32 protein-coding genes and 3 tRNA genes are annotated in these 22,737 nt (G+C 36.9%); 9 read left to right on the forward strand and 26 right to left on the reverse strand.

What is annotated here, in order from left to right:
* Positions 1-105: 105 nt before the first annotated feature.
* Positions 106-1,188 (forward strand): bifunctional diaminohydroxyphosphoribosylaminopyrimidine deaminase/5-amino-6-(5-phosphoribosylamino)uracil reductase RibD, encoded by a 1,083-nt coding sequence (gene ribD, locus AsFPU1_RS20640; RefSeq protein ID WP_124976676.1) that lies wholly within the window; start codon positions 106-108, stop codon positions 1,186-1,188.
* A 407-nt stretch (positions 1,189-1,595) separates the two neighbouring features.
* On the opposite strand, the gene AsFPU1_RS22815 is transcribed toward ribD, so the two are convergent.
* The 7 genes from AsFPU1_RS22815 to AsFPU1_RS20670 form a co-directional block, all read right to left on the reverse strand.
* Entirely contained in the window at positions 1,596-1,769 is a 174-nt protein-coding gene (locus AsFPU1_RS22815) for a hypothetical protein (RefSeq protein WP_172957550.1), read from the reverse strand.
* A 129-nt stretch (positions 1,770-1,898) separates the two neighbouring features.
* On the reverse strand, positions 1,899-3,029 hold the full coding sequence (locus AsFPU1_RS20645; protein WP_124976673.1) for a class I SAM-dependent methyltransferase: 1,131 nt from the start codon (positions 3,027-3,029) through the stop codon (positions 1,899-1,901).
* A gap of 18 nt (positions 3,030-3,047) precedes the next feature.
* A complete protein-coding gene (locus AsFPU1_RS20650) occupies positions 3,048-3,452 on the reverse strand; it encodes a DUF1640 domain-containing protein (RefSeq protein WP_124976670.1) in 405 nt (134 codons plus the stop codon).
* Between the two features lie 52 nt (positions 3,453-3,504).
* Complete coding sequence (locus tag AsFPU1_RS20655) at positions 3,505-3,855, reverse strand: coiled-coil domain-containing protein (protein ID WP_124976668.1); 351 nt, start codon at positions 3,853-3,855, stop codon at positions 3,505-3,507.
* 52 nt (positions 3,856-3,907) lie between these two features.
* A complete protein-coding gene (locus AsFPU1_RS20660) occupies positions 3,908-4,237 on the reverse strand; it encodes a coiled-coil domain-containing protein (RefSeq protein ID WP_124976666.1) in 330 nt (109 codons plus the stop codon).
* 52 nt (positions 4,238-4,289) lie between these two features.
* Positions 4,290-4,586, reverse strand: a complete 297-nt coding sequence (locus AsFPU1_RS20665) for a hypothetical protein (RefSeq protein WP_124976664.1) — start codon at positions 4,584-4,586, stop codon at positions 4,290-4,292.
* Positions 4,587-4,638: 52 nt separating this feature from the next.
* The gene (locus tag AsFPU1_RS20670; RefSeq protein WP_124976662.1) at positions 4,639-4,956 is read right to left on the reverse strand and encodes a coiled-coil domain-containing protein; all 318 of its coding nucleotides are present in this window, start codon (positions 4,954-4,956) and stop codon (positions 4,639-4,641) included.
* A 214-nt stretch (positions 4,957-5,170) separates the two neighbouring features.
* On the opposite strand from AsFPU1_RS20670, the gene AsFPU1_RS20675 reads away from it, so the two are divergent.
* Positions 5,171-6,304, forward strand: a complete 1,134-nt coding sequence (locus tag AsFPU1_RS20675) for a glycosyltransferase family 4 protein (RefSeq protein WP_124976660.1) — start codon at positions 5,171-5,173, stop codon at positions 6,302-6,304.
* Positions 6,305-6,330: 26 nt separating this feature from the next.
* Here AsFPU1_RS20675 and rsmD read toward each other — a convergent pair whose 3' ends face one another.
* Together rsmD and hisH are read right to left on the reverse strand one after the other, a co-directional pair.
* Positions 6,331-6,882, reverse strand: a complete 552-nt coding sequence (gene rsmD / locus AsFPU1_RS20680) for a 16S rRNA (guanine(966)-N(2))-methyltransferase RsmD (RefSeq protein WP_124976658.1) — start codon at positions 6,880-6,882, stop codon at positions 6,331-6,333.
* Positions 6,879-7,502 carry an imidazole glycerol phosphate synthase subunit HisH gene (gene hisH / locus AsFPU1_RS20685; protein WP_124976656.1) on the reverse strand — a complete coding sequence of 208 codons (624 nt, stop codon included), beginning with the start codon at positions 7,500-7,502 and terminating at the stop codon, positions 6,879-6,881. The genes rsmD and hisH overlap by 4 nt, the downstream gene beginning before the upstream one ends.
* Before the next feature lie 269 nt (positions 7,503-7,771).
* Between hisH and AsFPU1_RS20690 the strand changes: the two genes are divergently transcribed.
* Positions 7,772-7,951, forward strand: a complete 180-nt coding sequence (locus tag AsFPU1_RS20690) for a hypothetical protein (protein ID WP_124976654.1) — start codon at positions 7,772-7,774, stop codon at positions 7,949-7,951.
* Between the two features lie 47 nt (positions 7,952-7,998).
* Here AsFPU1_RS20690 and AsFPU1_RS20695 read toward each other — a convergent pair whose 3' ends face one another.
* Positions 7,999-8,685, reverse strand: a complete 687-nt coding sequence (locus AsFPU1_RS20695; protein ID WP_124976652.1) for a YdcF family protein — start codon at positions 8,683-8,685, stop codon at positions 7,999-8,001.
* A gap of 69 nt (positions 8,686-8,754) precedes the next feature.
* On the opposite strand from AsFPU1_RS20695, the gene AsFPU1_RS20700 reads away from it, so the two are divergent.
* The 3 genes from AsFPU1_RS20700 (at position 8,755) to AsFPU1_RS20710 (ending at position 11,621) form a co-directional block, all read left to right on the forward strand.
* Positions 8,755-9,888, forward strand: a complete 1,134-nt coding sequence (locus AsFPU1_RS20700; protein WP_124976650.1) for a sialidase family protein — start codon at positions 8,755-8,757, stop codon at positions 9,886-9,888.
* A 418-nt stretch (positions 9,889-10,306) separates the two neighbouring features.
* Positions 10,307-10,987: an ATP-dependent Clp protease proteolytic subunit gene (locus tag AsFPU1_RS20705; protein ID WP_124976648.1), complete on the forward strand. Its 681-nt coding sequence runs from the start codon at positions 10,307-10,309 to the stop codon at positions 10,985-10,987.
* A gap of 34 nt (positions 10,988-11,021) precedes the next feature.
* Entirely contained in the window at positions 11,022-11,621 is a 600-nt protein-coding gene (locus AsFPU1_RS20710) for an ATP-dependent Clp protease proteolytic subunit (protein ID WP_124976646.1), read from the forward strand.
* A gap of 264 nt (positions 11,622-11,885) precedes the next feature.
* Here AsFPU1_RS20710 and AsFPU1_RS20715 read toward each other — a convergent pair.
* A tRNA-Val gene (locus AsFPU1_RS20715) sits at positions 11,886-11,959 on the reverse strand.
* Between the two features lie 86 nt (positions 11,960-12,045).
* On the opposite strand from AsFPU1_RS20715, the gene AsFPU1_RS20720 reads away from it, so the two are divergent.
* A complete protein-coding gene (locus tag AsFPU1_RS20720) occupies positions 12,046-12,564 on the forward strand; it encodes a zinc ribbon domain-containing protein (RefSeq protein ID WP_124976644.1) in 519 nt (172 codons plus the stop codon).
* Between the two features lie 279 nt (positions 12,565-12,843).
* On the opposite strand, the gene AsFPU1_RS20725 is transcribed toward AsFPU1_RS20720, so the two are convergent.
* From AsFPU1_RS20725 to AsFPU1_RS20740, 4 genes are all read right to left on the reverse strand, one after another.
* Positions 12,844-13,407 (reverse strand): TspO-related membrane protein, encoded by a 564-nt coding sequence (locus AsFPU1_RS20725; protein WP_497462951.1) that lies wholly within the window; start codon positions 13,405-13,407, stop codon positions 12,844-12,846.
* Between the two features lie 66 nt (positions 13,408-13,473).
* On the reverse strand, positions 13,474-13,713 hold the full coding sequence (locus tag AsFPU1_RS20730; RefSeq protein ID WP_124976640.1) for a hypothetical protein: 240 nt from the start codon (positions 13,711-13,713) through the stop codon (positions 13,474-13,476).
* Between the two features lie 212 nt (positions 13,714-13,925).
* Positions 13,926-15,368 (reverse strand): bifunctional orotidine-5'-phosphate decarboxylase/orotate phosphoribosyltransferase, encoded by a 1,443-nt coding sequence (locus AsFPU1_RS20735; protein WP_124976638.1) that lies wholly within the window; start codon positions 15,366-15,368, stop codon positions 13,926-13,928.
* The gene (locus AsFPU1_RS20740; RefSeq protein WP_124976636.1) at positions 15,355-16,632 is read right to left on the reverse strand and encodes an RNA-guided endonuclease InsQ/TnpB family protein; all 1,278 of its coding nucleotides are present in this window, start codon (positions 16,630-16,632) and stop codon (positions 15,355-15,357) included. Before AsFPU1_RS20740 ends, AsFPU1_RS20735 begins: the two co-directional genes overlap by 14 nt.
* 214 nt (positions 16,633-16,846) lie before the next feature.
* Here AsFPU1_RS20740 and ccsB point away from each other — a divergent pair, with 214 nt between their 5' ends.
* Complete coding sequence (gene ccsB, locus AsFPU1_RS20745; RefSeq protein ID WP_125061180.1) at positions 16,847-17,866, forward strand: c-type cytochrome biogenesis protein CcsB; 1,020 nt, start codon at positions 16,847-16,849, stop codon at positions 17,864-17,866.
* Positions 17,867-17,974: 108 nt separating this feature from the next.
* On the opposite strand, the gene AsFPU1_RS20750 is transcribed toward ccsB, so the two are convergent.
* Together AsFPU1_RS20750 and AsFPU1_RS20755 are read right to left on the reverse strand one after the other, a co-directional pair.
* Positions 17,975-18,059 (reverse strand) — tRNA-Ser (locus tag AsFPU1_RS20750).
* Between the two features lie 58 nt (positions 18,060-18,117).
* Positions 18,118-19,035 carry a TIGR04168 family protein gene (locus AsFPU1_RS20755; RefSeq protein ID WP_124973430.1) on the reverse strand — a complete coding sequence of 306 codons (918 nt, stop codon included), beginning with the start codon at positions 19,033-19,035 and terminating at the stop codon, positions 18,118-18,120.
* Positions 19,036-19,111: 76 nt separating this feature from the next.
* Here AsFPU1_RS20755 and AsFPU1_RS20760 point away from each other — a divergent pair, with 76 nt between their 5' ends.
* Positions 19,112-19,402: a YggT family protein gene (locus tag AsFPU1_RS20760; protein WP_124973417.1), complete on the forward strand. Its 291-nt coding sequence runs from the start codon at positions 19,112-19,114 to the stop codon at positions 19,400-19,402.
* Between the two features lie 32 nt (positions 19,403-19,434).
* Here AsFPU1_RS20760 and AsFPU1_RS20765 read toward each other — a convergent pair whose 3' ends face one another.
* The 9 genes from AsFPU1_RS20765 to AsFPU1_RS20805 all read right to left on the reverse strand — a co-directional run bounded on the left by AsFPU1_RS20765 (position 19,435) and on the right by AsFPU1_RS20805 (position 22,732).
* Positions 19,435-19,770, reverse strand: coding sequence for a HepT-like ribonuclease domain-containing protein (locus AsFPU1_RS20765; protein WP_124973415.1), 336 nt, complete (start codon positions 19,768-19,770; stop codon positions 19,435-19,437).
* Positions 19,742-20,074 carry a nucleotidyltransferase family protein gene (locus tag AsFPU1_RS20770; RefSeq protein ID WP_124973413.1) on the reverse strand — a complete coding sequence of 111 codons (333 nt, stop codon included), beginning with the start codon at positions 20,072-20,074 and terminating at the stop codon, positions 19,742-19,744. Before AsFPU1_RS20770 ends, AsFPU1_RS20765 begins: the two co-directional genes overlap by 29 nt.
* A gap of 129 nt (positions 20,075-20,203) precedes the next feature.
* Entirely contained in the window at positions 20,204-20,431 is a 228-nt protein-coding gene (locus tag AsFPU1_RS20775; protein ID WP_124973411.1) for a DUF4926 domain-containing protein, read from the reverse strand.
* A 12-nt stretch (positions 20,432-20,443) separates the two neighbouring features.
* Entirely contained in the window at positions 20,444-20,776 is a 333-nt protein-coding gene (locus AsFPU1_RS20780; RefSeq protein WP_124973409.1) for a DUF6883 domain-containing protein, read from the reverse strand.
* A 35-nt stretch (positions 20,777-20,811) separates the two neighbouring features.
* Positions 20,812-21,267 (reverse strand): tetratricopeptide repeat protein, encoded by a 456-nt coding sequence (locus AsFPU1_RS20785; RefSeq protein ID WP_172957474.1) that lies wholly within the window; start codon positions 21,265-21,267, stop codon positions 20,812-20,814.
* 85 nt (positions 21,268-21,352) lie between these two features.
* Positions 21,353-21,559, reverse strand: coding sequence for a hypothetical protein (locus AsFPU1_RS20790; RefSeq protein ID WP_124973405.1), 207 nt, complete (start codon positions 21,557-21,559; stop codon positions 21,353-21,355).
* 71 nt (positions 21,560-21,630) lie between these two features.
* A tRNA-Pro gene (locus AsFPU1_RS20795) sits at positions 21,631-21,704 on the reverse strand.
* A 48-nt stretch (positions 21,705-21,752) separates the two neighbouring features.
* Positions 21,753-22,121: a DUF1818 family protein gene (locus tag AsFPU1_RS20800; RefSeq protein WP_124973403.1), complete on the reverse strand. Its 369-nt coding sequence runs from the start codon at positions 22,119-22,121 to the stop codon at positions 21,753-21,755.
* The gene (locus AsFPU1_RS20805; protein WP_124973401.1) at positions 22,118-22,732 is read right to left on the reverse strand and encodes a hypothetical protein; all 615 of its coding nucleotides are present in this window, start codon (positions 22,730-22,732) and stop codon (positions 22,118-22,120) included. Before AsFPU1_RS20805 ends, AsFPU1_RS20800 begins: the two co-directional genes overlap by 4 nt.
* Positions 22,733-22,737 lie beyond the last annotated feature (5 nt).

The raw sequence follows: 22,737 nt of genomic DNA on the forward strand, positions 1-22,737 counted from the left end.
GTTCATTTGATGTGTGACGCTAAAATATTATTTTTGAGTCATATTTCTATCGATAGAGTTTGGTTTTTTTGTATATGTTACTACAAGTATGAGGTTAATGGGGGGATGAATCACGACAACTTTGACCAACAGATGATGCAACGATGTCTAACATTGGCCCGTCAAGCTTTGGGACGAACTTCTCCTAATCCTTTGGTGGGGTCTGTTATCGTTAAGAATGGGGCCATTATTGGGGAAGGTTTTCACCCGAAAGCGGGAGAACCTCATGCAGAAATTTTTGCTCTTCGACAAGCTGGAGAAAATGCCACAGGAGCGACTGTATACGTCAATCTAGAGCCTTGTAATCATTATGGACGAACGCCACCCTGTACGGAAGCTTTACTGGCTGCTAAAGTGGCTAAAGTGGTGGTAGGGATGATTGATCCGAATCCTTTGGTATCGGGTCAAGGTATGGAAAAATTGCGACAAAATGGGGTTGAGGTCATTGTCGGGGTGGAAGAAGCGGCCTGTTGTCAGTTAAATGAAGGTTTTATTCATCGTATCGTCCATAAACAGCCTTTTGGTATTCTTAAGTATGCCATGACTCTTGATGGGAAAATTGCCACGACAACGGGTCATAGTGCATGGGTGACGGGGCCGGCCTCTCGTCAGGTAGTGCATGAGTTGCGGGCCGCTTGTGATGCGGTCATTGTTGGGGGTAATACGGTTCGACGGGATAATCCTCATTTAACCACTCATCAGGTATCTGGCCCTAACCCGTTACGGGTGGTGATGACTCGTAACCTGCATTTACCGTCTGAGGCCCATCTTTGGGATACAGAGGGGGCCCCTACGGTAGTTTTTACGGAATGGGGCAAAAATATACCATTACAGGAAAAATTACGGAATAAAGGGGTAGAAGTGATTGAGTTAACCCCTTTGACTCCTGCTGAGGTGATGCAGGTTCTTTATGAACGGGAACTCTCTACGGTTTTATGGGAATGTGGCGGAACTTTAGGCGCACAAGCGATCGCTCAAGGGTGCATCCAGAAAATTTTAGCATTTATTGCTCCTAAAATTATTGGGGGTGTTTTGTCTCCTTCTCCTATGGGAGATTTAGGATTAGAAAAAATGACGGATGCTTTATTATTAAAAAATATTAGTTTACGTCATATTGATGAGGATATTTTAATTGAAGGATATTTATAAATTATGAATTATAAATTATAAATTATAAAGTTGTTGAAAAAACTATTAATTCTCCATCCTGTAGGGACATGGCAATCATAACCTTGTCACCCAAATCAGAATTTAAAAGATGCCATGTCCATAGGGTTGATATCTAGCAACCTAAATTAAATGGGCATGGCAAAATTAATGTAATGGTAGGATTTTATCAGTTACTAATGCCATGCCCCTACAGCATTTTGACCTGGATATATCTATCTTAAATGCTGTTTTTTTCTTTGACTTTTTTACCCTATAGTTTGGGGTTATAGGCGCAAGGCTTTTCCATTATCTATATAATATCATGTCAAGTCAAGTTTGACAAGGGTTTTTTTGCATAAATTTTCCCGTTATGTAGGGGTCAACGGCCGTTGAACCCTACGATATGTTTAGCGGTATTCTTCTATGACAAACCCTTTAATCAGCGATCGCCCTTTCGACAATAGTAGATAAATATCTAGTGCTAGGGTTTTGACCCCAAAGATGACCGACAAAACAGGACAAAAATATCTAGTGCTAGGGTTTTGTACATCAATTTTTCCCCCTGTAGGGATGGCAATCATAACCTTGTCACCCAAACCAGAATTTAAAAGAGGCCATGTCCATATGGTTGATATCTAGCAACCTAAATTAAATGGGCATGGCAAAATTAATCTGATGGTAGGACTATATAATTTATTAATGTCATGCCCCTACAGAGTTTTTTGCCGAGAAATCGCATTACTAAACTCAATACATATGTTTAAATCAGCATTAGTTTTAATTGCTTCTGCATTAATATGAGTTGGTGCAGCACGATATCCTTGATCATTTAAAGATTGAATAAGTTGCGATCGCTTGGGAACATCTAATTTACCTCGCTTACCAATTTCCCCTAAAGTATAAAAATAAGGAGGAAAATCTAACTCATTTTCCATCACTGACAATAACTCTACTCTCTTTAACCATCTCCATTCTTTAGCTAAAGTTTTCATCTCTCCTAAATAGTCTCGATCATGTAAATTTCCTAACCACATTGGCCCCGATATTACATAAGGATTAATATTTTTTTCTTGAACACACTGAACTTTACCTAATTGATGCCAAGAAATTCTTTTATAATGACCACATTCATGACAATAACCAATAAATCCATAATTATCTAACGTCAAATTAGACTTATTTAATAACTGTAACATGACTCGATAAGTTTGACCTGTAAATAGGGAAAAAATTGGTTTAATTCCTAACTCCATTGTCGCCGCTTGTTGTAACACACTCCCAATTAATAACCGTAAAACTTGTTCTTGACAAGCAGGGTGTGATCTGGCATAAGATCCATATACTTGTAAACTTTTTTCTGGTAAATGTCCTGTTCCTGTTCGTCCATCTGTGCTGGTTAAATAAACTAATCCGCCTATTTTTGTTGCCCATAACATAGTGCTTAAATAAGGGGAAGGAGAACCGAAACCATCCACATCTACTAAATCATAATAATCTTTATTGTTATAACATTCAAAAAAGATATGATTAGCATTTTTATAACTTATTTTAACTTTATTTAAAAATAAAATATCTTGTAAATTGTCTTCTAAAATAGGTTTAATATCAAGATTACTATCATTAACTAAAATCTCATCTGCCCCACTTTCTAAATAATAACGTAAAGCACGAATACCACAACCCGTCATAGCATCTAAAACCCGTAATTGTCCATGTTTATGTTTATAAATTGTGGCAGCTAAAACCCCTAAATCTCTAGTGACTTTACTCTGAGGACGATAGAAAGCATTTCCAACTCTAAATGTAGCTTTTTCTTCTATGATTAAATTATGATTATTCATCGTTTATTTAGTTAATATTTAAGGATTTCCCACAAATCCCAATAATTTAGCTGCACCTCCTAAGATAGCAACAATTAATCCAATTAAAACCCCTCGACTGACAAATTCTTGAGACTCAACCCGTTTACTTAACCCTTCGACTTTTTCCTCTAATCTAACAACCGATACTTTGACACTGTTAACATCTTCAGAAAGTTTCTCAATTTTCTGGTCTAACTTCTCAATTTTCTGGTCTAACTTCTCAATTTTCCTATCAACATCTTGAGAAAGCTGATCAATTTTCCTATCAACATCTTGAGAAAGCTGATCAATTTTTCTGTCAACATTTTCAGAAAGCTTATCAATTTTGCTATCTAACTTATCTAATTTTTGATCAAACTTATTGAGAATTTCCTTTAAATCTGATTCAATAGTAACTGACATTTTTTTAGATTCCAATACAGAATAATTACTTAACCGTTAGGGTATGATAAACTTAAGGATTGCCAACAAATCCCAATAATTTAGCAGCCCCTCCTAAGATAGCAACAATTAATCCAATTAAAACCCCTCGACTGACAAATTCTTGAGACTCAGCCCGTTTACTCAAACCTTCGACTTTTTCTTCTAATCTGACAACCGATACTTTGACACTGTTAACATCTTCAGAGAGTTTATCAATTTTTTGATCTAATTTTTCAATCTTCTTGTCAACATCTTGAGAAAGCTGCTCAATTTTTTTGTCAATGTTTTCAGATAACTTATCAATTTTGCTATCTAACTTATCTAATTTTTGCTCAAACTTATTAAGAATTTCCTTTAAATCTGATTCAATAGTGACTGACATTTTTTTAGACTCCAATATACAATAATTACTTAACCATTAGGATTTGATAAACTTAAGGATTTCCAACAAATCCCAATAATTTAGCAGCCCCTCCTAAGATAGCAACAATTAATCCAATTAAAACCCCTCGACTGACAAATTCTTGAGACTCAGCCCGTTTACTCAAACCTTCGACTTTTTCTTCTAATCTGACAACCGATACTTTGACACTGTTAACATCTTCACTCAGTTTATTAAATTTCTGATCAACATCTTGAGAAAGCTGATCAATTTTTCTGTCAACATTTTCAGAAAGCTTATCAATTTTGCTATCTAACTTATCTAATTTTTGATCAAACTTATTGAGAATTTCCTTTAAATCTGATTCAATAGTAACTGACATTTTTTTAGATTCCAATACAGAATAATTACTTAACCGTTAGGGTATGATAAACTTAAGGATTGCCAACAAATCCCAATAATTTAGCAGCCCCTCCTAAGATAGCAACAATTAATCCAATTAAAACCCCTCGACTGACAAATTCTTGAGACTCAACCCGTTTACTCAAACCTTCGACTTTTTCTTCTAATCTAACAACCGATACTTTGACACTATTAACATCTTGAGAAAGTTGCTCAATTTTCTTGTCAATATTTTCAGAAAGCTTATCAATTTTGCTATCTAACTTATCTAATTTTTGCTCAAACTTATTAAGAATTTCCTTTAAATCTGATTCAATAGTGACTGACATTTTTTTAGACTCCAATATACAATAATTACTTAACCATTAGGATTTGATCAATTTAAGGATTGCCAACAAATCCCAATAATTTAGCAGCCCCTCCTAAGATAGCAACAATTAATCCAATTAAAACTCCTCGACTGACAAATTCTTGAGACTCAACCCGTTTACTCAAGCCTTCGACTTTTTCTTCTAATCTAACAACCGATACTTTGACACTATTAACATCTTCAGAAAGTTTATCAATCTTTTTGTCTAACTTCTCAATTTTTCTATCAACATCTTCAGAAAGCTTATCAATTTTGCTATCTAATTTATCTAATTTCTGCTCAAACTTATTAAGAATCTCTTTTAAATCTGATTCAATGGTGACTGACATTTATTTAGACTCCAAAGTCAGGGATAGTTTATTTAAGTTTAAGTCAGAAAAACAAAAGATGAGACAATCATTAAGAATAATTTAAGTATAAATTAAAATATGATCAACTTTAACAAGCTAAAATCCTTATTTTTCCCAAATGAATAGTTAAACACAAGTCAAATGTCACCTGATCGCCTACCATATCTATGAGATACTCGAAACTGACAATAGTATGCGAATTGCCCTATTTACCGAAACTTTTTTACCCAAAATTGATGGTATTGTCACCCGTTTACGTCATACCGTTGAACATTTGCAACGAAATGGCGATCAAGTCTTAATCTTTTCCCCTGATGGGGGGTTAAAGGAACACAAAGGGGCTAAAATTCATGGAGTCAAAGGTTTACCCTTACCTCTATATCCTGAACTAAAATTAGCCATTCCTACCCCAACAGTAGGTAAAGCGATCGAAAAATTTAAACCTGATGTGGTTCATGTGGTAAATCCGGCAGTTTTAGGATTAGGAGGCATTTATTATGCCAAAACCATGAATATTCCCCTAGTTGCTTCTTATCATACCCATTTACCCCAATATTTACACCATTATGGCTTAGGTTCCCTAGAAGGGTTATTATGGGAACTCTTAAAATTAGGTCATAACCAAGCGCGTTTAAACCTTTGTACCTCAACCGCAATGGTTAATGAATTAGTCACCCATGGTATCGAACGAGTAGACTTATGGCAACGGGGAGTCGATACAGAGATGTTTCATCCCCATTTAGCCTCAAAACAGATGCGATCGCGCTTATCTGAAGGCAATCCTGAAAATCCTCTTTTATTATATGTCGGACGAGTCTCTGCCGAAAAGCAAATTGACCAGATAAAACCCGTCCTAGAAGCCATTCCTGATGCACATTTGGCAATTGTTGGGGATGGCCCCCACAGAGAGGCATTAGAGGCGCATTTTGCAGAGACTCAGACCAATTTTGTGGGCTACCTCCAGGGATTAGAATTAGCCTCAGCTTTTGCCTCATCAGATGCGTTTATTTTCCCTTCTCGCACGGAAACGTTAGGATTAGTGTTATTAGAAGCGATGGCCGCAGGTTGTCCGGTAGTAGCGGCTAATTCTGGGGGAATTCCTGATATTGTGACGGATCGGGTCAATGGTTATTTATTTGAACCGACTGATCCTAATGGGGCAATTATGGCCACAAAACGTCTTTTAGCTGCTAAAGAAGAACGGGAAAAATTACGAGAAAATGCTCGATTAGAAGCGGAAAAATGGAGCTGGGCCGCTTCAACAAATCAGTTAAGAAAGTATTATCAAACTGTTTTGAATCAGTCATCTTTCCCCTTAGCTGCTTAGATAATGTAGGGTGGGCAATGCCCACCTTACAGGTTATGTTCATGAAAGTGTTGATAAAAAGTTAAGGTTGTATTTCCATAATTTTTTTTCCGACATATTTTTAATCCTTGAATCTCCTTTGCTGGCCATAATTTCGGATTATGTTCAACAGCAATTTCTCCTTGATCAGCTAATATCTTTCCTTGAGAAATTATTTCTAAAACAGGTTGATAAACATCACTATGATAGGGAGGATCAAAATAAATTAGATCAAATTCTTTTCTTTTTAAACTTTTTAATTCTTTAATAATATCACCTCGAATAACTTGAAATTGTTGTTCAATATTAGCTAGATTTTGCCAATTTTCATTAATAATAAAACAAGCTTTACTATACCTTTCAATGCCGATAACTTCCGTTGCGCCTCGACATAAAGCTTCTGCCCCCATTGTGCCATTACCTGCACATAAATCTAACCAAAGACAGCCATCAATTTTACCTTGCCAAATATTAAATAAAGCCTCTCGAACTTTAGCAGAAGTAGGACGAGTTAAATCTCCAGATAAAGTTTTTAAGAGTCGATTTCCGTAAATTCTCATGTAAATACATTATTAACAAAATTAGAGAGAATTTGTAAGCCATAGTCTGATGATTTTTCGGGGTGAAATTGTACCGCAATTAAATTATCAATAGAGATTGCTGCTGTAACAGTTTGAGTTCCATGAGTAATGGTTGCTGCTTTGACATTAGGATCTATCGGATCAACATAATAAGAGTGGACAAAATAAACATAAGGATCAGGCGGTAAATTTTGCCATAAACTTAGATTAGGTTGAGTTAATTCTAATTGATTCCAACCCATATGAGGAATGGTTAGATCCGGTTCAGAACGAAAACGACGTACCACTCCTGGAATAATTCCTAAACCCGCTTCAGTTCCTTCTTCAGAACTATCAAAGAGAATTTGTAACCCTAAACAAATACCTAAAAAAAGTTTACCACTAGCGATCGCCGCTTTTATCGGTTCTACCAAATGACGCGATCGCAAATGTTGGACAGCAGGATCAAAAGAACCAACTCCTGGTAAAACAATTGCATTAGCTTGGGCAATATCTTGAGGAGAATCTGTAATTTTGGGGGTAGCCCCTGCTTTTTCGAGTCCCTTACAGGCAGAATGTAAGTTTCCCATATCATAGTCAATAACTGCAATAAAGCCCATAAGTTAAATTTTAGATAAATTATCTGCTGCCATTTTATTGTACAAATTCAAAAGATTGTTTTAATTTTATTTAAGTAACAATAGATACAAAAAATATCTAAGATGTGTAATATGGATTACTTCATTAGGTATAAAGCAGATAAATTTTAGACAAATCTCAGAAGTTATACATAAGTTATACATGATCGCTAACATCATCGCTAACACTGATGGTTTAAACTGATAACTATAAAATGATGAACTTAGTCTAAGACTTGGAGAATAAACAAATGACTTACGATAAACTTCAGCAATCTTATCAAGAACACCTAATCAAAGCAGGAGTCTCTCAGCAAAAAGCCGAACAAGCAGCTAGAACCCTAAGTATTAAAGAATTACAACTTATCAGTGAAATTTGGGAAGATTGGGGTAATGTAATTGCCCATACCAAAGTCCAAGCAAGCCCATAACCATTAATAATAGAGATATTTGTCATTATCACGGACCAATTGTTGGGTTAAACGCCTCCTTGATGTTCACAAACAAAACCTTCTTGTTCCCAGGCCGAGAGATTAACCTCGTTTAAAGGAATGAGATTAAAACAGGGAGGATGAACAATTTGACTCAAAACCGCCCAAATTAAGCTACGGGCTACATCCAGTTGAGTTTTCAGGGTTGACTCTCGATTTCCAGGAACCCCCCATTCCTTAACAATTTCTATTTCAACGGCCATTCCTTGGGCCCCTAGATGAATTTGGGCCAGCCATTTTGCTCTCGGTAAATGAGTCCCGGAGGTAATCACTTTGACCTTATGAACACCCCAACGATGTAAGAGAGGAACACTAAAGACAAAATTCTCAAAGGTCGAATTAGCACATTTTTCTAACCACACTTTTTTGTTTGGGGCCAATTGTCGCTGGAAAATTTGCCAAATACAAGGTTCTTTCGACCCTTGAGAAATAATAATCGGTAAATCAGGAGATTGACTAGCCAAGGTAGCTGCATACATTTCTCGTTGAATACTGCCCCCTAACACTAAAATGGCATCAACGGGTTTACTGGAATTGATTGGTAGTTTGACCAAGGTATTGAATAACAAGCTAACCAAGATTAGAACCAAACCAGCTAAAATTAAGGTTTTAAATAGACGTTTTAGGCGTTTTTGGAACAAACGGCCTTTTAAATTAAGTTTTCGCTTCTTCACAGGATTAAGAACTCAGCCACTAATAATAAGGATTTCATATAATTGATCACAAAGTTAGGGAACAATTAAATGAAGCCTTATTTAATCAATCGTCGCTGTTTTCTAGCGTTATCTGTCGGGGCTGCTGGCACAACCCTAGTAACGGGATGTTTTAACCAGCCTCTCGAAAAAGTGAAGGTTTATACTGGAGGGAAAGATGGCTACCATACTTATCGCATTCCTTCACTATTGTGTACTCCCTCTGGCAATTTACTCGCTTTTTGTGAAGGACGCAAACAGAGTCAGAAAGATAGTGGCAAAATTGATTTATTACTTAAAAGGAGTCAAGACGGGGGCAAAACTTGGTCTAAACAGCAAATAATTTGGGAAAATGGGGATAATGTCTGTGGCAACCCCTGCCCAGTTTTTGATCAGACAACAGGGAAGATATATTTGTTGATGACGGGGAATTTGGGTAGTGACCACGAACAGGAAATTATCGAACAAACTAGCAAAGGGACGCGAACCGTTTGGGTATGTTCAAGTCAAGATGAAGGCAAAACTTGGTCTAAACCTGTTGAAATTACCCCATCTGTTAAACAACCTGACTGGACATGGTACGCGACAGGGCCAGGTGTTGGCATTCAACTTCAAAAAAATGATCGTCTAGTCATTCCTTGTAATCATTGTGAAGCTGAAAGTAAAAAATATTATTCTCACATTTTTTATTCTGACGATCATGGCCAGACGTGGAAATTAGGTGGTAGCAGTCCATCAGATCGACCAGGGATGAATGAGTGTCAAGTGGTAGAACTTGCCAATGGATCACTAATGTTAAATATGCGAAATCAAAATCCTTCTCCTCGAAAACGGGGTATTTGTTTGAGCAAAGATCAGGGACTATCATGGTCTAATTTTTCCTATGATTCTACTCTGATCGACCCGACCTGTCAAGCTAGTTTCTTACGTTATATTAAACCAAACCAAAATCAAGAAGGTAAGCTTATTTTTTCTAACCCAGCCTCTCAAAAAGAGCGCATTAACTTAACAGTTCGCCTTAGTAAAGATGAAGGCAAAACTTGGCCAGTCTCCCGTCAAATTGATGGGGGCCCTTCTGCTTATTCTTGTCTTACGATACTCCCTGATTTAAGTATAGGTTGTCTCTACGAGTGCGGCAAGTCTTCTCCCTATGAACACATTACTTTTGTTCGATTTCAATTTTGATAATTATGGGGGAAACCCATAAATTTAACCTGAATCTTATGTTGTTTAATTAAATCAAATAATCTCCCATCGGGTAAGACTATAGCAGTTTTCAATTGAGCGTCAATATTTCAGTTGAGTGAGTGTGGGTGTAGAGGCGGGTTTATCTAACATATTTGTTACAATCAATATTGAAATTTTGTTGAAAACCCGCCCCTACGGTTCGTGTGGGTAGAATTTTTACTTTGATGTTTATTCCATGCAAATGAAAACTGCTGTGAGGCAAGGTATCCACAGAGTCTGAGGAATTGTCCTATAATCAAATATGAGCGTTTCAGTGTGGGAAATGTCACAATTTAAGGCAGAACCATAATATAACAGCGAAAACCATCCGCTTAACGGGATGAAATGTTAACCCTTAATCACGAATAACCGACCAATGGAAATCAAAGCCGTTCAAAGTGCCTATTACGGAGATAATAACTACCGAACCCCACCCCCAGACTTAGAGTCTTTGCTCCTCAAAGAGCGTATTGTTTATTTGGGAATGCCTCTATTTTCCTCCGATGAAGTCAAACAGCAGGTCGGCATTGATGTGACTCAACTGATTATCGCTCAACTGCTGTATTTACAATTTGATGATCCCGATAAACCAATCTATTTTTATATCAACTCTACGGGGACATCTTGGTATACAGGGGATGCCATCGGCTTTGAAACCGAAGCCTTTGCCATTTGCGATACCATGAATTATATTAAGCCTCCCATTCATACCATTTGTATTGGTCAAGCAATGGGAACTGCCGCGATGATTCTTGCGGCAGGGACTAAAGGCTATCGCGCTAGTTTACCTCATGCTACGATTGTCCTCAATCAAAACCGTTCAGGTGCCAGGGGACAAGCGACGGATATCCAAATTCGGGCTAAAGAGGTACTCTCAAATAAGCTCACTATGTTGGAAATTTTGTCGAAAACGACAGGACAAACTGTTGAAAAAATCTCAAAAGATACTGATCGCACTTTCTATTTAACGCCTCAACAAGCGAAAGAATACGGCTTAATTGATAAGGTATTAGAAAGTACGAAAGATCTCCCAAAACCCTTAACAGCCGTTGGTTAATTGTTGTTCACCCCTATTTTTCAGATAATTTCTTATGCCTATTGGTGTTCCTAGTGTTCCTTTTCGTCTTCCTGGTAGTCAATACGAACGATGGATTGATATCTATACTCGTTTGAGTCAGGAAAGAATCATTTTTTTGGGTCAAGAAGTGACCGATAGTTTAGCTAATCGTATCGTTGCTTTTTTGTTATATCTTGATTCTGAAGATCCTGGCAAACCTATCTATTTGTATATCAATTCTCCTGGGGGTTCGGTAACAGCAGGTATGGCGATTTACGATACTATGCAGTATATTAAATCTGATGTTATTACCATTTGCGTTGGTTTAGCTGCATCAATGGGGGCCTTTTTGTTAGCTTCTGGAACCCAAGGAAAACGCTTAGCTTTACCCCATGCTCGTATTATGATACATCAACCGATGGGGGGAACTGGACGTAGACAAGCGACGGATATTGAAATTGAAGCGAATGAAATTCTACGAATTCGTCAACAATTAAATGAACTTATGGCTCAACGTACGGGCCAAACTTTGGAAAAAATTGCTAAAGATACCGACCGAGATTACTATTTATCAGCCGAAGAAGCTCAACAATACGGTCTGATTGATAAGGTAATTGAAGAACGTATTATGTAACGTTTTTTTTGATTATTTCCCCTGACATCCTGTTTGTCGGGGGAATTTTTATAGGGAATAGGCAACAGAAAATAGGCTGATATCCCCATACCCTGGGGTAAAATGTATAATAAAGTACAATATTCTGAAGATGGGTTACAGCGCGGCAAGTCAATTTTGGTCTAAAATCCCTGAATTATTGCCTGCGCCTAACCCATCCTACGAATAATAAGATCTTGTTATCACCACAAGTACGGAAGATACAAAACCTGTGATTTTCTGAAATGGACGTAACTGGACTCGAACCAGTGACCCCATCGATGTCAACGATGTACTCTAACCAACTGAGCTATACGTCCGCACAAGTTCCTATCATAACACAGTGTTTGGAAAACTTGCAAATATTCTTCTAAAATATAATCATTAGACGAAGGGGTCATTAATCATGGCGTATGTCTGTCAACTTGGCAATCATCAAAGCGTCCATCTCGATAACCAGGGAACACAAACTGTTATCATCATGGCTACTCAGTCATTAGGACAGCAGCAACAATCAAGTAGTTCTTTTGGGACGGGAACCTGGACCATACTCCCCCAATTGTATCAAACTCCCAACGGGGTCATCTTAAAAATTACTTCAACTCAGGGAGTCTACTACATTTTAATTCAAGGTAATAGTATAGGAATTATGAATAGTTCTCCAGTCTTAAGTGATTTTAACCCACTCCCTATAGAGCAAGTTTCCCATTCCCCATCTTTTACTATGCCACCAATGTCACCCATGCAACCGATGAAAATGGGAGATATGCAAATGAGTATGAAACCCATGGAAATGCGGATGGGTAATATGGAAATGCGTATAGATTCAACCACTCAAGAGAAAAAACGATTTTGTAGTCAATGTGGGGCTAAAGTAGAAATTGGCGATCGCTTTTGTTCGAGTTGTGGTCATAAATTGGCCTAAAATCTCTTAAGTTAGAATCTTAACTTAGGACCAGTCTTTCCTAATGTGTTTTTTAATCTGTCAAACTTTTGCACGATAAGGGATGCAAAGTAGTTTAGAACCAAATTTCTTAACTTTTTGCTTAAAACCCTAAACTTCCCTGGTCTGTTTTCCTTATCCCCCTGACAATGGATTTGGTTAGGGAACAACAGTGGATCAGTTAGCATCATGCATGGTCTTTTAAGTTAACTTGAGAGGTTTAATCTTTTTTCTCCTCTTTTGTTAAGGGATTCGATATTGCTAACTGTTTTTTCTATTAGCTAGTTTAAGCTGAGGCATTAACATTAATAATATGAGTAAAAACCCTAAAATTCCTGCCGTTGCGGCAATACTAATTATGTCTAAATGTCGTATACTGATCGCTATAAATGTCCAGACAAAAACTCCACAATAGACTTTATCATAGTGTTGTAATCTAATCCATATTGCTATTATTCCCCCGATTAAAATCATCATAATTGTCCAATTTATATCGGTTATTCCCCATTGATTCCAACCAGCAAAATCAAGGGCTGAAGCAATATTAACAATTGTAGCAATACTGATCCATCCCAAATATAAACTAATGGGAAAATTAACCAACCATTTTTGTTTAAATGTCAAGGGTTCTAAAGCAATATCTAATCGTAAATAAAGGACAATTAGAGGTATCAAAATAGCGATCATTGCCACGACTGACAAGAAAAACCAACGAGATAAAAATATATAAACCCAAATAATTTGGGCTAAACTACTGAGGGTTAACCAATAACCCATTTTTCGTAATCGAGGATGTTCTCTATTATAGGGTAAAACTTGATAAATCCCATTGTCTAACTAAATCGGGATTAACTTTCATAATTACTCACACCTGACTGGTGATGGTCAAGTTTAGTGTTTAGGATAACTTCTAGCATAATAGTCGGAAGCAACTACCTCTAGCACTTCTCCTTCACCTAAAAGGGGATACACACAACCAACACGATTTTCCCAAACCCGATGGGCGATGTCATAGTTAGGACATTGGATACGATAGGTAGAACCAGAGACAAGAGACGAACGACAACCCGCAGGAAGCACGAAAGACAGAAGTAACTCAAGACTATCGGGGCCTAATTTTTTGGGACTCATATTAATGTTAAACTTTTTATGTTTTTTTAAGATCCTTATTTGATATTACATGGTATTTGTTCTTCTTTTGTCAATTAGTTCTTAATATTAAGTTATTTAAACCCACATTACGTACTTTTTTTTGTAGTATTTTTTGTAGCATATTCTTTGCCTTAATTGAGTATAAATACTTAGAAAACAAGATATTTAATGTACATTTATGAAATTTTTAGCTAATTTTCTAGTTTATGATATTGTTCATAATTAATTCTTCCTGCTTCATATAAAGTTTCCGTAATTTCAGAAATTGTTAACACAGAATAAGCGTTATAACCATTATTTTTAAGCTTGTTTTTGACTCCTTCTTCATGATCAATAAAGACGACAATATCCTCAACATTTAACCCAGAAGATGTTAATTTTTCTGCTCCTTCCATAACACTTTTACCACTAATTAAAATATCATCAACTACTACAACTTTTTCTCCTAGATTAAAAGTTCCTTCAATTAATCGACGAGTGCCATGAGCTTTTACTTCTTTTCGTGGATAAATCATGGGATGATGTAACATTAAAGATAATCCGGTTGCTGTCGGTAAAGAACCATAAGGAATCCCGGCAATACGATCAAAAGTTAACGTCTTTAAAATGTCTGCATAGGCATTTAATACCTGATGAAATAGTTGAGGATTAGAAATAATTTGTCTTAAATCAATATAATAAGAAAAAGTAGCTCCCGATGCTTGAACATACTCTCCAAACAGTAAACAACCAATATCATATAGTTGTAAAATTAAATTGTGATGGGGATGATGTTTAAGTCCACATACATTAGGAGTCCATAGTTGACAGCTTGACTGTTCTTTAATAACTTCATTTCTGATTTGATTAATTTGTTGATTTAGAGATTTTATTGGTTCTATTAATTCATTTTCTTTTAGTAAATCTTGAGGAACCGGAATCAATAATCCCTCCCCATGAATATTTAAACCTGCTGTTAAAATAGAGTCAAAATTTTGACTATTTGACCAAATACTTCGCAATAAAATAAATCTTTCAGGTGCAATAGAACGAACTTTTTTAATGACTTCTACATCAGTAGTTCCTACTTCTAAAAATAATTGTTCAATGGTTCCCCAAGTCTTAACTTCCTTGACAACTTGTAAATAAAAAGGAGCATCAGGGGTTGGATATTCTTGTAATGCAACTGCCCCAGGATTAGACGTATGACAAAGAATAAATATACCTTTATCTGGATACACTAAAAAAGGCGCAACCTGATCTTGTCCCGCATAAGGATTTACTGTAACCGCATCTACTCCCCATTTTTCAAAAATTGCTTGAGCAAAAATAGTGCTGGTATTAATATCACTATGTTTAGCATCTAAAATAATAGGAATATCATCAGGAATAGCAGCTATAACTTTACCTAATAAATCTAATCCTGGGGCCCCTAATACTTCATAAAATCCCAGAGTCGGTTTATAAGCACAAACTAACTCTGATGTTTGTACAATAATTGATTTTAACCATTTTTCTAACTCAATGATTAAACTTTCTGGCCCTTCTTGGGTACAGTAAAGATGAGGCATCATTTCTGGGTTAGGATCAAGTCCAACAATCAGTAAACTATCATGAGAAGCGATCGCTTGATTTAATTTGTCAAAAAAGTTCATTTGACACTCCCTCGCCGTAGAAGGGCGGGGATTCTTGGTTCACAGAGGTTGCTTGCGCATGACAGGTGTTACCACCAACCAAAGTAGAGGCATCCTCTCCCCAAGCGTTTTGACTGTCATGCAGCCAAGTTCCCGTATGCCCTGCGGTACTTAACCCAATTCTTAATATATTTCGTGCCGCATTCTCATCTCTGTCGAGAGTGCATCCACAAGAACAAATATGAGTCCTCGTTGACAGAGATTTTTTCACAGTTCTGCCACAGTTAGAACAATTTTGAGATGTATATTGGGGTGGAACGGCAATAGTATGTTTACCATACTTTGTCCCAAAATACTCTAACCAAAGACGAAACTGATACCATGCAGCATCACTTATCGACTTAGCTAAACAATGATTTTTAACTAGGTTCTTTATTCTCAAATCTTCGTAAGCGATCAAATCTCTCGACTGAACTACGCAGTATGCTATTCTTTTAGCATACTCTTTACGTTGCCTACTTATTTTGAGGTGTCTCCTACCCAATTTCTGTCTAGCTTTTCTTCTATTAGAAGAACCTTTTTTCTTCTTAGAAACTTTTCTTTGAAGTTTTTTAAGTTTCTTTTCACCTTTGCTTAAAAAGCGAGGGTTTTCTACTTTATTTCCCTCGTGGTCAGTGTAGAAAGATTCGAGCCCAACATCTAAACCGATAGCTTTACCTGTTGGTTGGGTTTCTATTTTTAGGTCAACTGAAAGAATGAATTGGCAGTAATATCCATCCGCACGTTTAACTAATCTAACCCGTTTAATAGCCTCAATCTTGTAGAAATGTAAGTCATACGTTCCAACTAATCTAAGCCGCCCAATACCTTTTTTGTCAGTAAAGGTAATAGCCTTACGGGTTAAAGGGTCAAGATTCCATCCTGTTGTTTTATACTCAACAGAATGGCAATTATTTTTAAACCTTGGATATCCTTTTTTGCCTGGAATCTTCTTCTTGCAGTTGTTCCTCGCTTCGCTGAGGCGCGATTGCTCGTAAAAACGCGATATGGCTGACCATGCTCTTTCAGCACTTGACTGTCTAGCTTGAGAATTCAATTCGTTAGCGAACTTAAAGTCATGAGCCAATACACGACAATACTTATTAAGGTCATATCTCCCAACTTCTTTATTGTCAATCCAATAGCGTAAACACTTGTTTTGGACAAACTGAGCCGTTTTGATTGCCTCGTCTATGGCTAAGTATTGATGTTTTTTCGCTCTAACTTTAAACTCGAAAACTAACATTTATGTTAAGCTATAACAGCTAGATATAGGTTAGCATACAATGCTCGTCATTGACAACCATCAAAAAGCCGTCGTAGAATGACGGGGTTTTAAACCCAAAATTTCCGATAACATTTCTCATATAGATTAAGTAAGACTATTGTTAGCCTAGAATGGATAAAGAACTCAAATAATGATCTCATAACAGAATCAACCGCTAGAGACGTAATGGAATATGGATTTAATCACGCTACAAAGTTTTCTCGATAACACTGCCTTTTTGATTTTATTGCTCACCATGTTAATTTATTGGTCAGCAGCAGCTTTTAAAGGAATTCCTTGGTTATCTACCTTGGGAACGGCAGGGGTCGCTATTGCTAACCTTTCCATCGCCGGACTACTTATTGCTCGTTGGATTGAGGGAGGATACTTCCCCTTAAGTAATCTTTACGAATCCTTATTTTTTCTCGCTTGGGGTATTACCGCAGTCCACCTCATGGCTGAAAAAATGAGTCAGAGTTCCTTAGTCGGAGTGGTGACAACCCCTGTTGCTATGGGGATTACCGCTTTTGCTGCTTTGACCCTCCCTTCAGAAATGCAGTTCTGTGAACCCTTAGTCCCTGCCCTTAAGTCTAACTGGTTAATGATGCACGTTAGCGTCATGATGCTCAGTTATGCGACTTTAATGGTCGGGGCAGTATTAGCCATTGCTTTTCTCATTGTAACCCGTGGCCAAGATATTGAATTACGAGGCAGTTCCGTAGGAACTGGAGGCTATCGGGATAAATTAGGGCGATCGCAGCTATTCTCTACTAATAATAACCATAAAGAACCTGCGATAGCCATAGCTGATAAAAATGGTAGTGGCGGTACCGCAGTTCTAGACATGATAGCAACAGCAACAAAGAGTGAAGCTATTCTATCTCCCCAACTTCTCACCCTAGCTGATACCCTAGATAATATAAGTTATCGCATTATTGGGCTAGGGTTTCCCTTATTAACTATTGGTATCATAGCAGGAGCAGTTTGGGCTAATGAAGCTTGGGGTTCTTATTGGAGTTGGGACCCGAAAGAAACCTGGGCCTTAATTACTTGGTTAGTATTTGCTGCTTATCTTCATGCACGTATTACGAAAGGTTGGCAAGGAAGAAAACCTGCTATCTTAGCTGCTAGTGGGTTTATGGTGGTTTGGGTTTGTTATTTAGGGGTGAATTTATTGGGTAAGGGTTTACATTCTTACGGGTGGTTTTTTTAGTTAAGTTTAGGTGAAAAATAAGCTAAAGCGTATGTAAAGTGCGTTTTAGCTTATCAATATTAAAAAAACGTGCGTGCAAAATACCACTAACTCGACAAAAGTCAATAACGGAGAGGGTGGGATTTGAACCCACGTTGACTTTCGCCAAACTCGATTTCAAGTCGAGCGCATTCGACCACTCTGCCACCTCTCCAAAGAGCCACAGATTTCTATTGTAGCAAAATCGGTCTATTTCACAAGCCCCAATCTCGTTAAACAAGTTGAGGAACCTCTTGATAATACAAATATTCCTGATAAATAATCCTGTAAGTTTGATTGAGCCAAATTAAAGCAATTTCAATCACCTGACCCTGATTAAGAGACACTAAAGAAAAATTACGCAACTTTTCCCCTTCCTGCTCAATAATGCGGGGGACACTAGCCGCATTTAAGTAAATCGTCCCTTGAGGATCATTCTTGACCCTAGTACGCAGTTGAGAACGAGTATGACGTAATCGATGGTGCATATGGCCAAACGTCACCAAAGGTATCTGTTTCCCCAGACCACGAACTTGGGCGATCGCCTCCCCTAAATCAGGATCACCATGATCACCCCCCAAAGGTTGCCAATCTCGGCCACACATGGCTTCAGGTTCTTTTCCTAGTCCTGTTGGTCCATTATGTCCCAAAAAAAGCACTGTCTCAAAGGCGGTTTTCTTGGCTTCTGCGACCATTTTAGCAGTAGATTCGATAAAATTAGTTATCCCATAGCGATCACGCAGAAATTCTTTATTTTTCCATTCTGGGCCACCCCAACTATAAGGACGACTCCCCACAACAGATAGATTAAGGGTAGGAAAGTCCAGCTTACTATAACCGACATGGATATCCCCTAAAATATCAAGTTGGGTTTGGACTCGGTCTTCTTTTTGATGGTCATAAGGACATTGTTTACGTCCCCAGTCTGATGCGGTGTACCAAGCATCATGATTCCCCATAATGACCGCTTTGGGAATGGATAAGGACTCGATTAAACTGACGACACGGACAGATTCATTGCCAAAATCCCCGACAAATAAAGCTAGATCAACTCCTATGGCTTCAAGAGCTAGATTATCAGCTTCTTCCCACTGCTCGTGAATATCTCCTATCACGGCAATCTTAATCTCTTGCTTAGGATAAGTGATCATGTTCATTGACTAAAAATTTTATGTTATCTTAATATAACAGCTTATGACATCAGTTTAGTTAATTATCTACCCCAATATGAATATAGCTAGTATCGGTAGTTTGGCCTTAGGGTTATTATTAGGACTCATGACCTTTTTATTTATTATTCGTATTGTTTTAACTTGGTATCCTCAAGTTGAATTGAATCGTTTTCCTTGGAGGTTAATTGCGTTACCGACTGAACCTTTATTAATTCCTGTGCGTCAGGTTATTCCTCCTGTGGGTGGGGTAGATATTAGTCCTATTATTTTGGTCGGAATTTGTAGTTTATTGCGAGAATTTTTAATCGGACAACAAGGACTTATTACAATGGCTTTATCTCGCTAATCTTCATTAGGTAAATAATTATTCATTGTAACTTATCTTGTCTCAAATAGTTTTTCTAGTTCTCTAATTAATTTAGGTAAATCATTATTAACGGTATCCCAAATAATATTAAGGTTAATATCATCATACTGGTGAACAACCAAATTTCTCATTCCAATCATTTGTCGCCAAGGAAGTTTGTTAAACTGAGTTTGAGTTTCCTCTGAAATACGATTAGAAGCTTCTCCTATAATTATAATTCTTAGAATTACTGCATCTTGACATTGCAAATCTGATAAAAATTCTTGTTTACTTTTATTAGCTATATACAATACAGCGAGTTTAGCAGAATCTAAAATATCATAAAGGGATTGATTGTCTCGCATCATAAATAACTACTACTGATGATAAAATTTCGGAACGACGAAAATGATTTCGACTATTTTTAATTCCTTCACGAGTAATTAAGTCCACATCACGGTTAAAGATTGACTTTAATTCATCTTTGATGTCAACTAAGGTAAATAATGTGGGATGAGCATTTGGAGCAAAATCAATTAATATATCAATGTCACTTTTATCATTAAAGTCATCCCGCAAAACTGAACCAAATAAAGAAAATTCAATTATTTTACAACGCTTACAAATGTCTTGAATTGTTTTTATCGGTATTTCTATATTTTTAATTTTCATGATCGTTTTAATTCTATTTTTCTATAATCTCTTTGATTTTTATTATATCATTTTTCTGCTGTCACTTTCAATGAAATATTCTTCCGCGTTATATGACAATTTAATTGGCCATGGTTTAAGTCTCCCTTTTTATCCTAAATTAGCGGTTACTTTTGCAGATTCTAAGGGATAATGATGTAATAAAATCAATTGATTTTCTTGTAATGTTTCAATCGCATAAGCTCGTCCAGAAGTATCACTAAATTCGACTTCAAAAACCTTTGGTTCATACACTTCTACAATGGTTCCAACTTGTCCCCGATATAATCCTAATTGGGGTAAGTCTTCTAATAAAGCAACGACATCTAATAGTTTCATGAGATCATTTACTTAAAGTACATAACAAGTGACTAAACGGGGAAATTTTTCGTCTTTTCTGATTATCCAAACACTGTGAATAATAGCTACTTTATTTTGATGCGTTAGAGGAAAATCAATAACATATTTTTGTCCATATTGATTAGTTTTATCAGGAATAGCATCATAGGTTTTTACGACTTCTAAAAGTGCATTTTTAAGAATTTGAACATTGTTACTGTCAAGATTCAATGCTGATTTAAAAACTCGTGCTTTATGTTGTCCATCTGGATGATTAGGATTGAGAGAATAACCCAATAATTTGTTATCATCTATGATGGCATTGTCAGAATTAGGAAGTTTCACATTATACTAACTTGTCAATTATTGTAATGGGTGATTTAGATTTTAATATCTTTCTTTATTTTAGAGTCATTAAAAAGAAGAAACTTAACTAAATTGTAATGACTTTTTAGGCACCAAGCTTCATAATTATCTGGATTAATTTCTAACACTCTATCATAACTATAGATAGCATCTTCATAACGATTTAATTTTCCTAGAATTTTTGCTCTATTAGTCCAAGTCATTTCATCATTAGGTTGAATAGCTAAAGCTTTATCATAAGCTAATATAGCTTCTTCATAAGCTTCTATTATAAAAAAATTATTACCCTTCAATCTCCAATAATCAGCCGTATTACAATTTCCTACAATTTGTAGATAATCTAATTCAAAAGTGTGTAACTCTGCATGAAGCGTTGTTAACTCTAACTCTTTTTGAATTAATTCTGTTTCTATTAAAGTTAATTCTGCGTTTTTTTGCTCTAATTCTTCCACTTCTGGAGTTTTATTCAAAATAATCTCATAGATCATACCCTAACCTCAATTAAGTATCTAGGTTTAGTATTCCCCAATTTTGCCGAAAATTAACATTGATTCCTTATGATGATCGTACCTCATCAACCTTCTTAATCTGACTTCTTAACCATTCATTAACTAAAATGTTAATTTCAACCCCTTGTTGTTTCGCTAATTCTGTCATAAATTCATTGACATCGGGTTCAAGATAAATAGGAAACTCAAACACGACATCAGGATGATAAAACTTTCCCTGTTCTCCTTGAGAAAAATCGTACTTTGCTTTCATAATCTTCTTTATTAAGTTTAATCTACAATAAAGACAAACAAAAACCCGCTCATTGAACGGGTTTCTGTGAATCGGAGCGGCGGGATTCGAACCCACGACCCCTACTACCCCAAAGTAGTGCGCTACCAAGCTGCGCTACGCCCCGAAGACTCACAATTTCCAATTATACAGGTAATGATTGGTAAATAGCAAATTAAAATATTGTTAAATTTTGAATTCCCTCAATTAACTCCTTAACAACCCCTTCGGGCCAGTTTCCCTCACAACGACGACCCCCATTAACAATCAATCGTAGGCAATAAGCGTCAGGGTATCCTTCTACCTCTAACCATAACTTGTCACTTTCAGCCTCACAAGCGATTCTCTCCTGATCCATTAATTCCTCAGTCATAGCAGTCATGGTGTCGGCTAACTGTTGCACTAATCGACAAAAATCGTTAAATTCAGCAGCAGTAAGTTCTATGGCCCAATCATCACCCCCCACTAACCCCTGATAGGTTGAAACTTGGGGATTCCAACCTAAACGCCATCCTCTGCCTTTTTTGAGTATGCGATCGCTCATGGCCCTAATAATTGAGCATCTCCAGGTTTAGACAGAGTGGGGCCAGATGATGGTTTACGGGGAGACCCGGTTGGGTTAGATTCGGTTTGGGAGGAAGAATTCTCTGCTGGTTTGGGTTGAGGAGTATAAATACTGACCAAAACATCAATTAATTCTTGACGTTGACGACGATTGAGTTGACGAATTGCTTGAATATCGGATTGCATAGGATTCGCAGTTAAAGTCGAATTGCCTGGATAACGATCCTCTTTAATAGTTTCATTAACTCCTAAATAATCAGCTAAAGTCAATTGCCAGTCAAGACGAAAGATAGTAGAACGCTTTTTTAAGTCCTCATGATAGCGAATCAAACGGTTAATTAAAGTAAAGTCTGGATCGACTTGTTTGGTTTCTTGGCGAATATATTGATTATCTTTGGGAAGATAAGGAAGTTTTTGATAAACCATTTCTGCGGCTGTTTCTACCCGGATAGTTTGACCCTGAACGGAGGGTAAATTAGGGTTAAACTGTCCGATTCCCAAAGCTAAACTCAAACCGATCAGGAAAATCAGTAATCCTTTCCAGGATTTGAGGAAAAATGGGACATGAGGCTGAAGCGTTTGCCAAATCATAAGCA

The organism is Aphanothece sacrum FPU1 (genome assembly GCF_003864295.1).
Classification (GTDB): domain Bacteria; phylum Cyanobacteriota; class Cyanobacteriia; order Cyanobacteriales; family Microcystaceae; genus Aphanothece_B; species Aphanothece_B sacrum.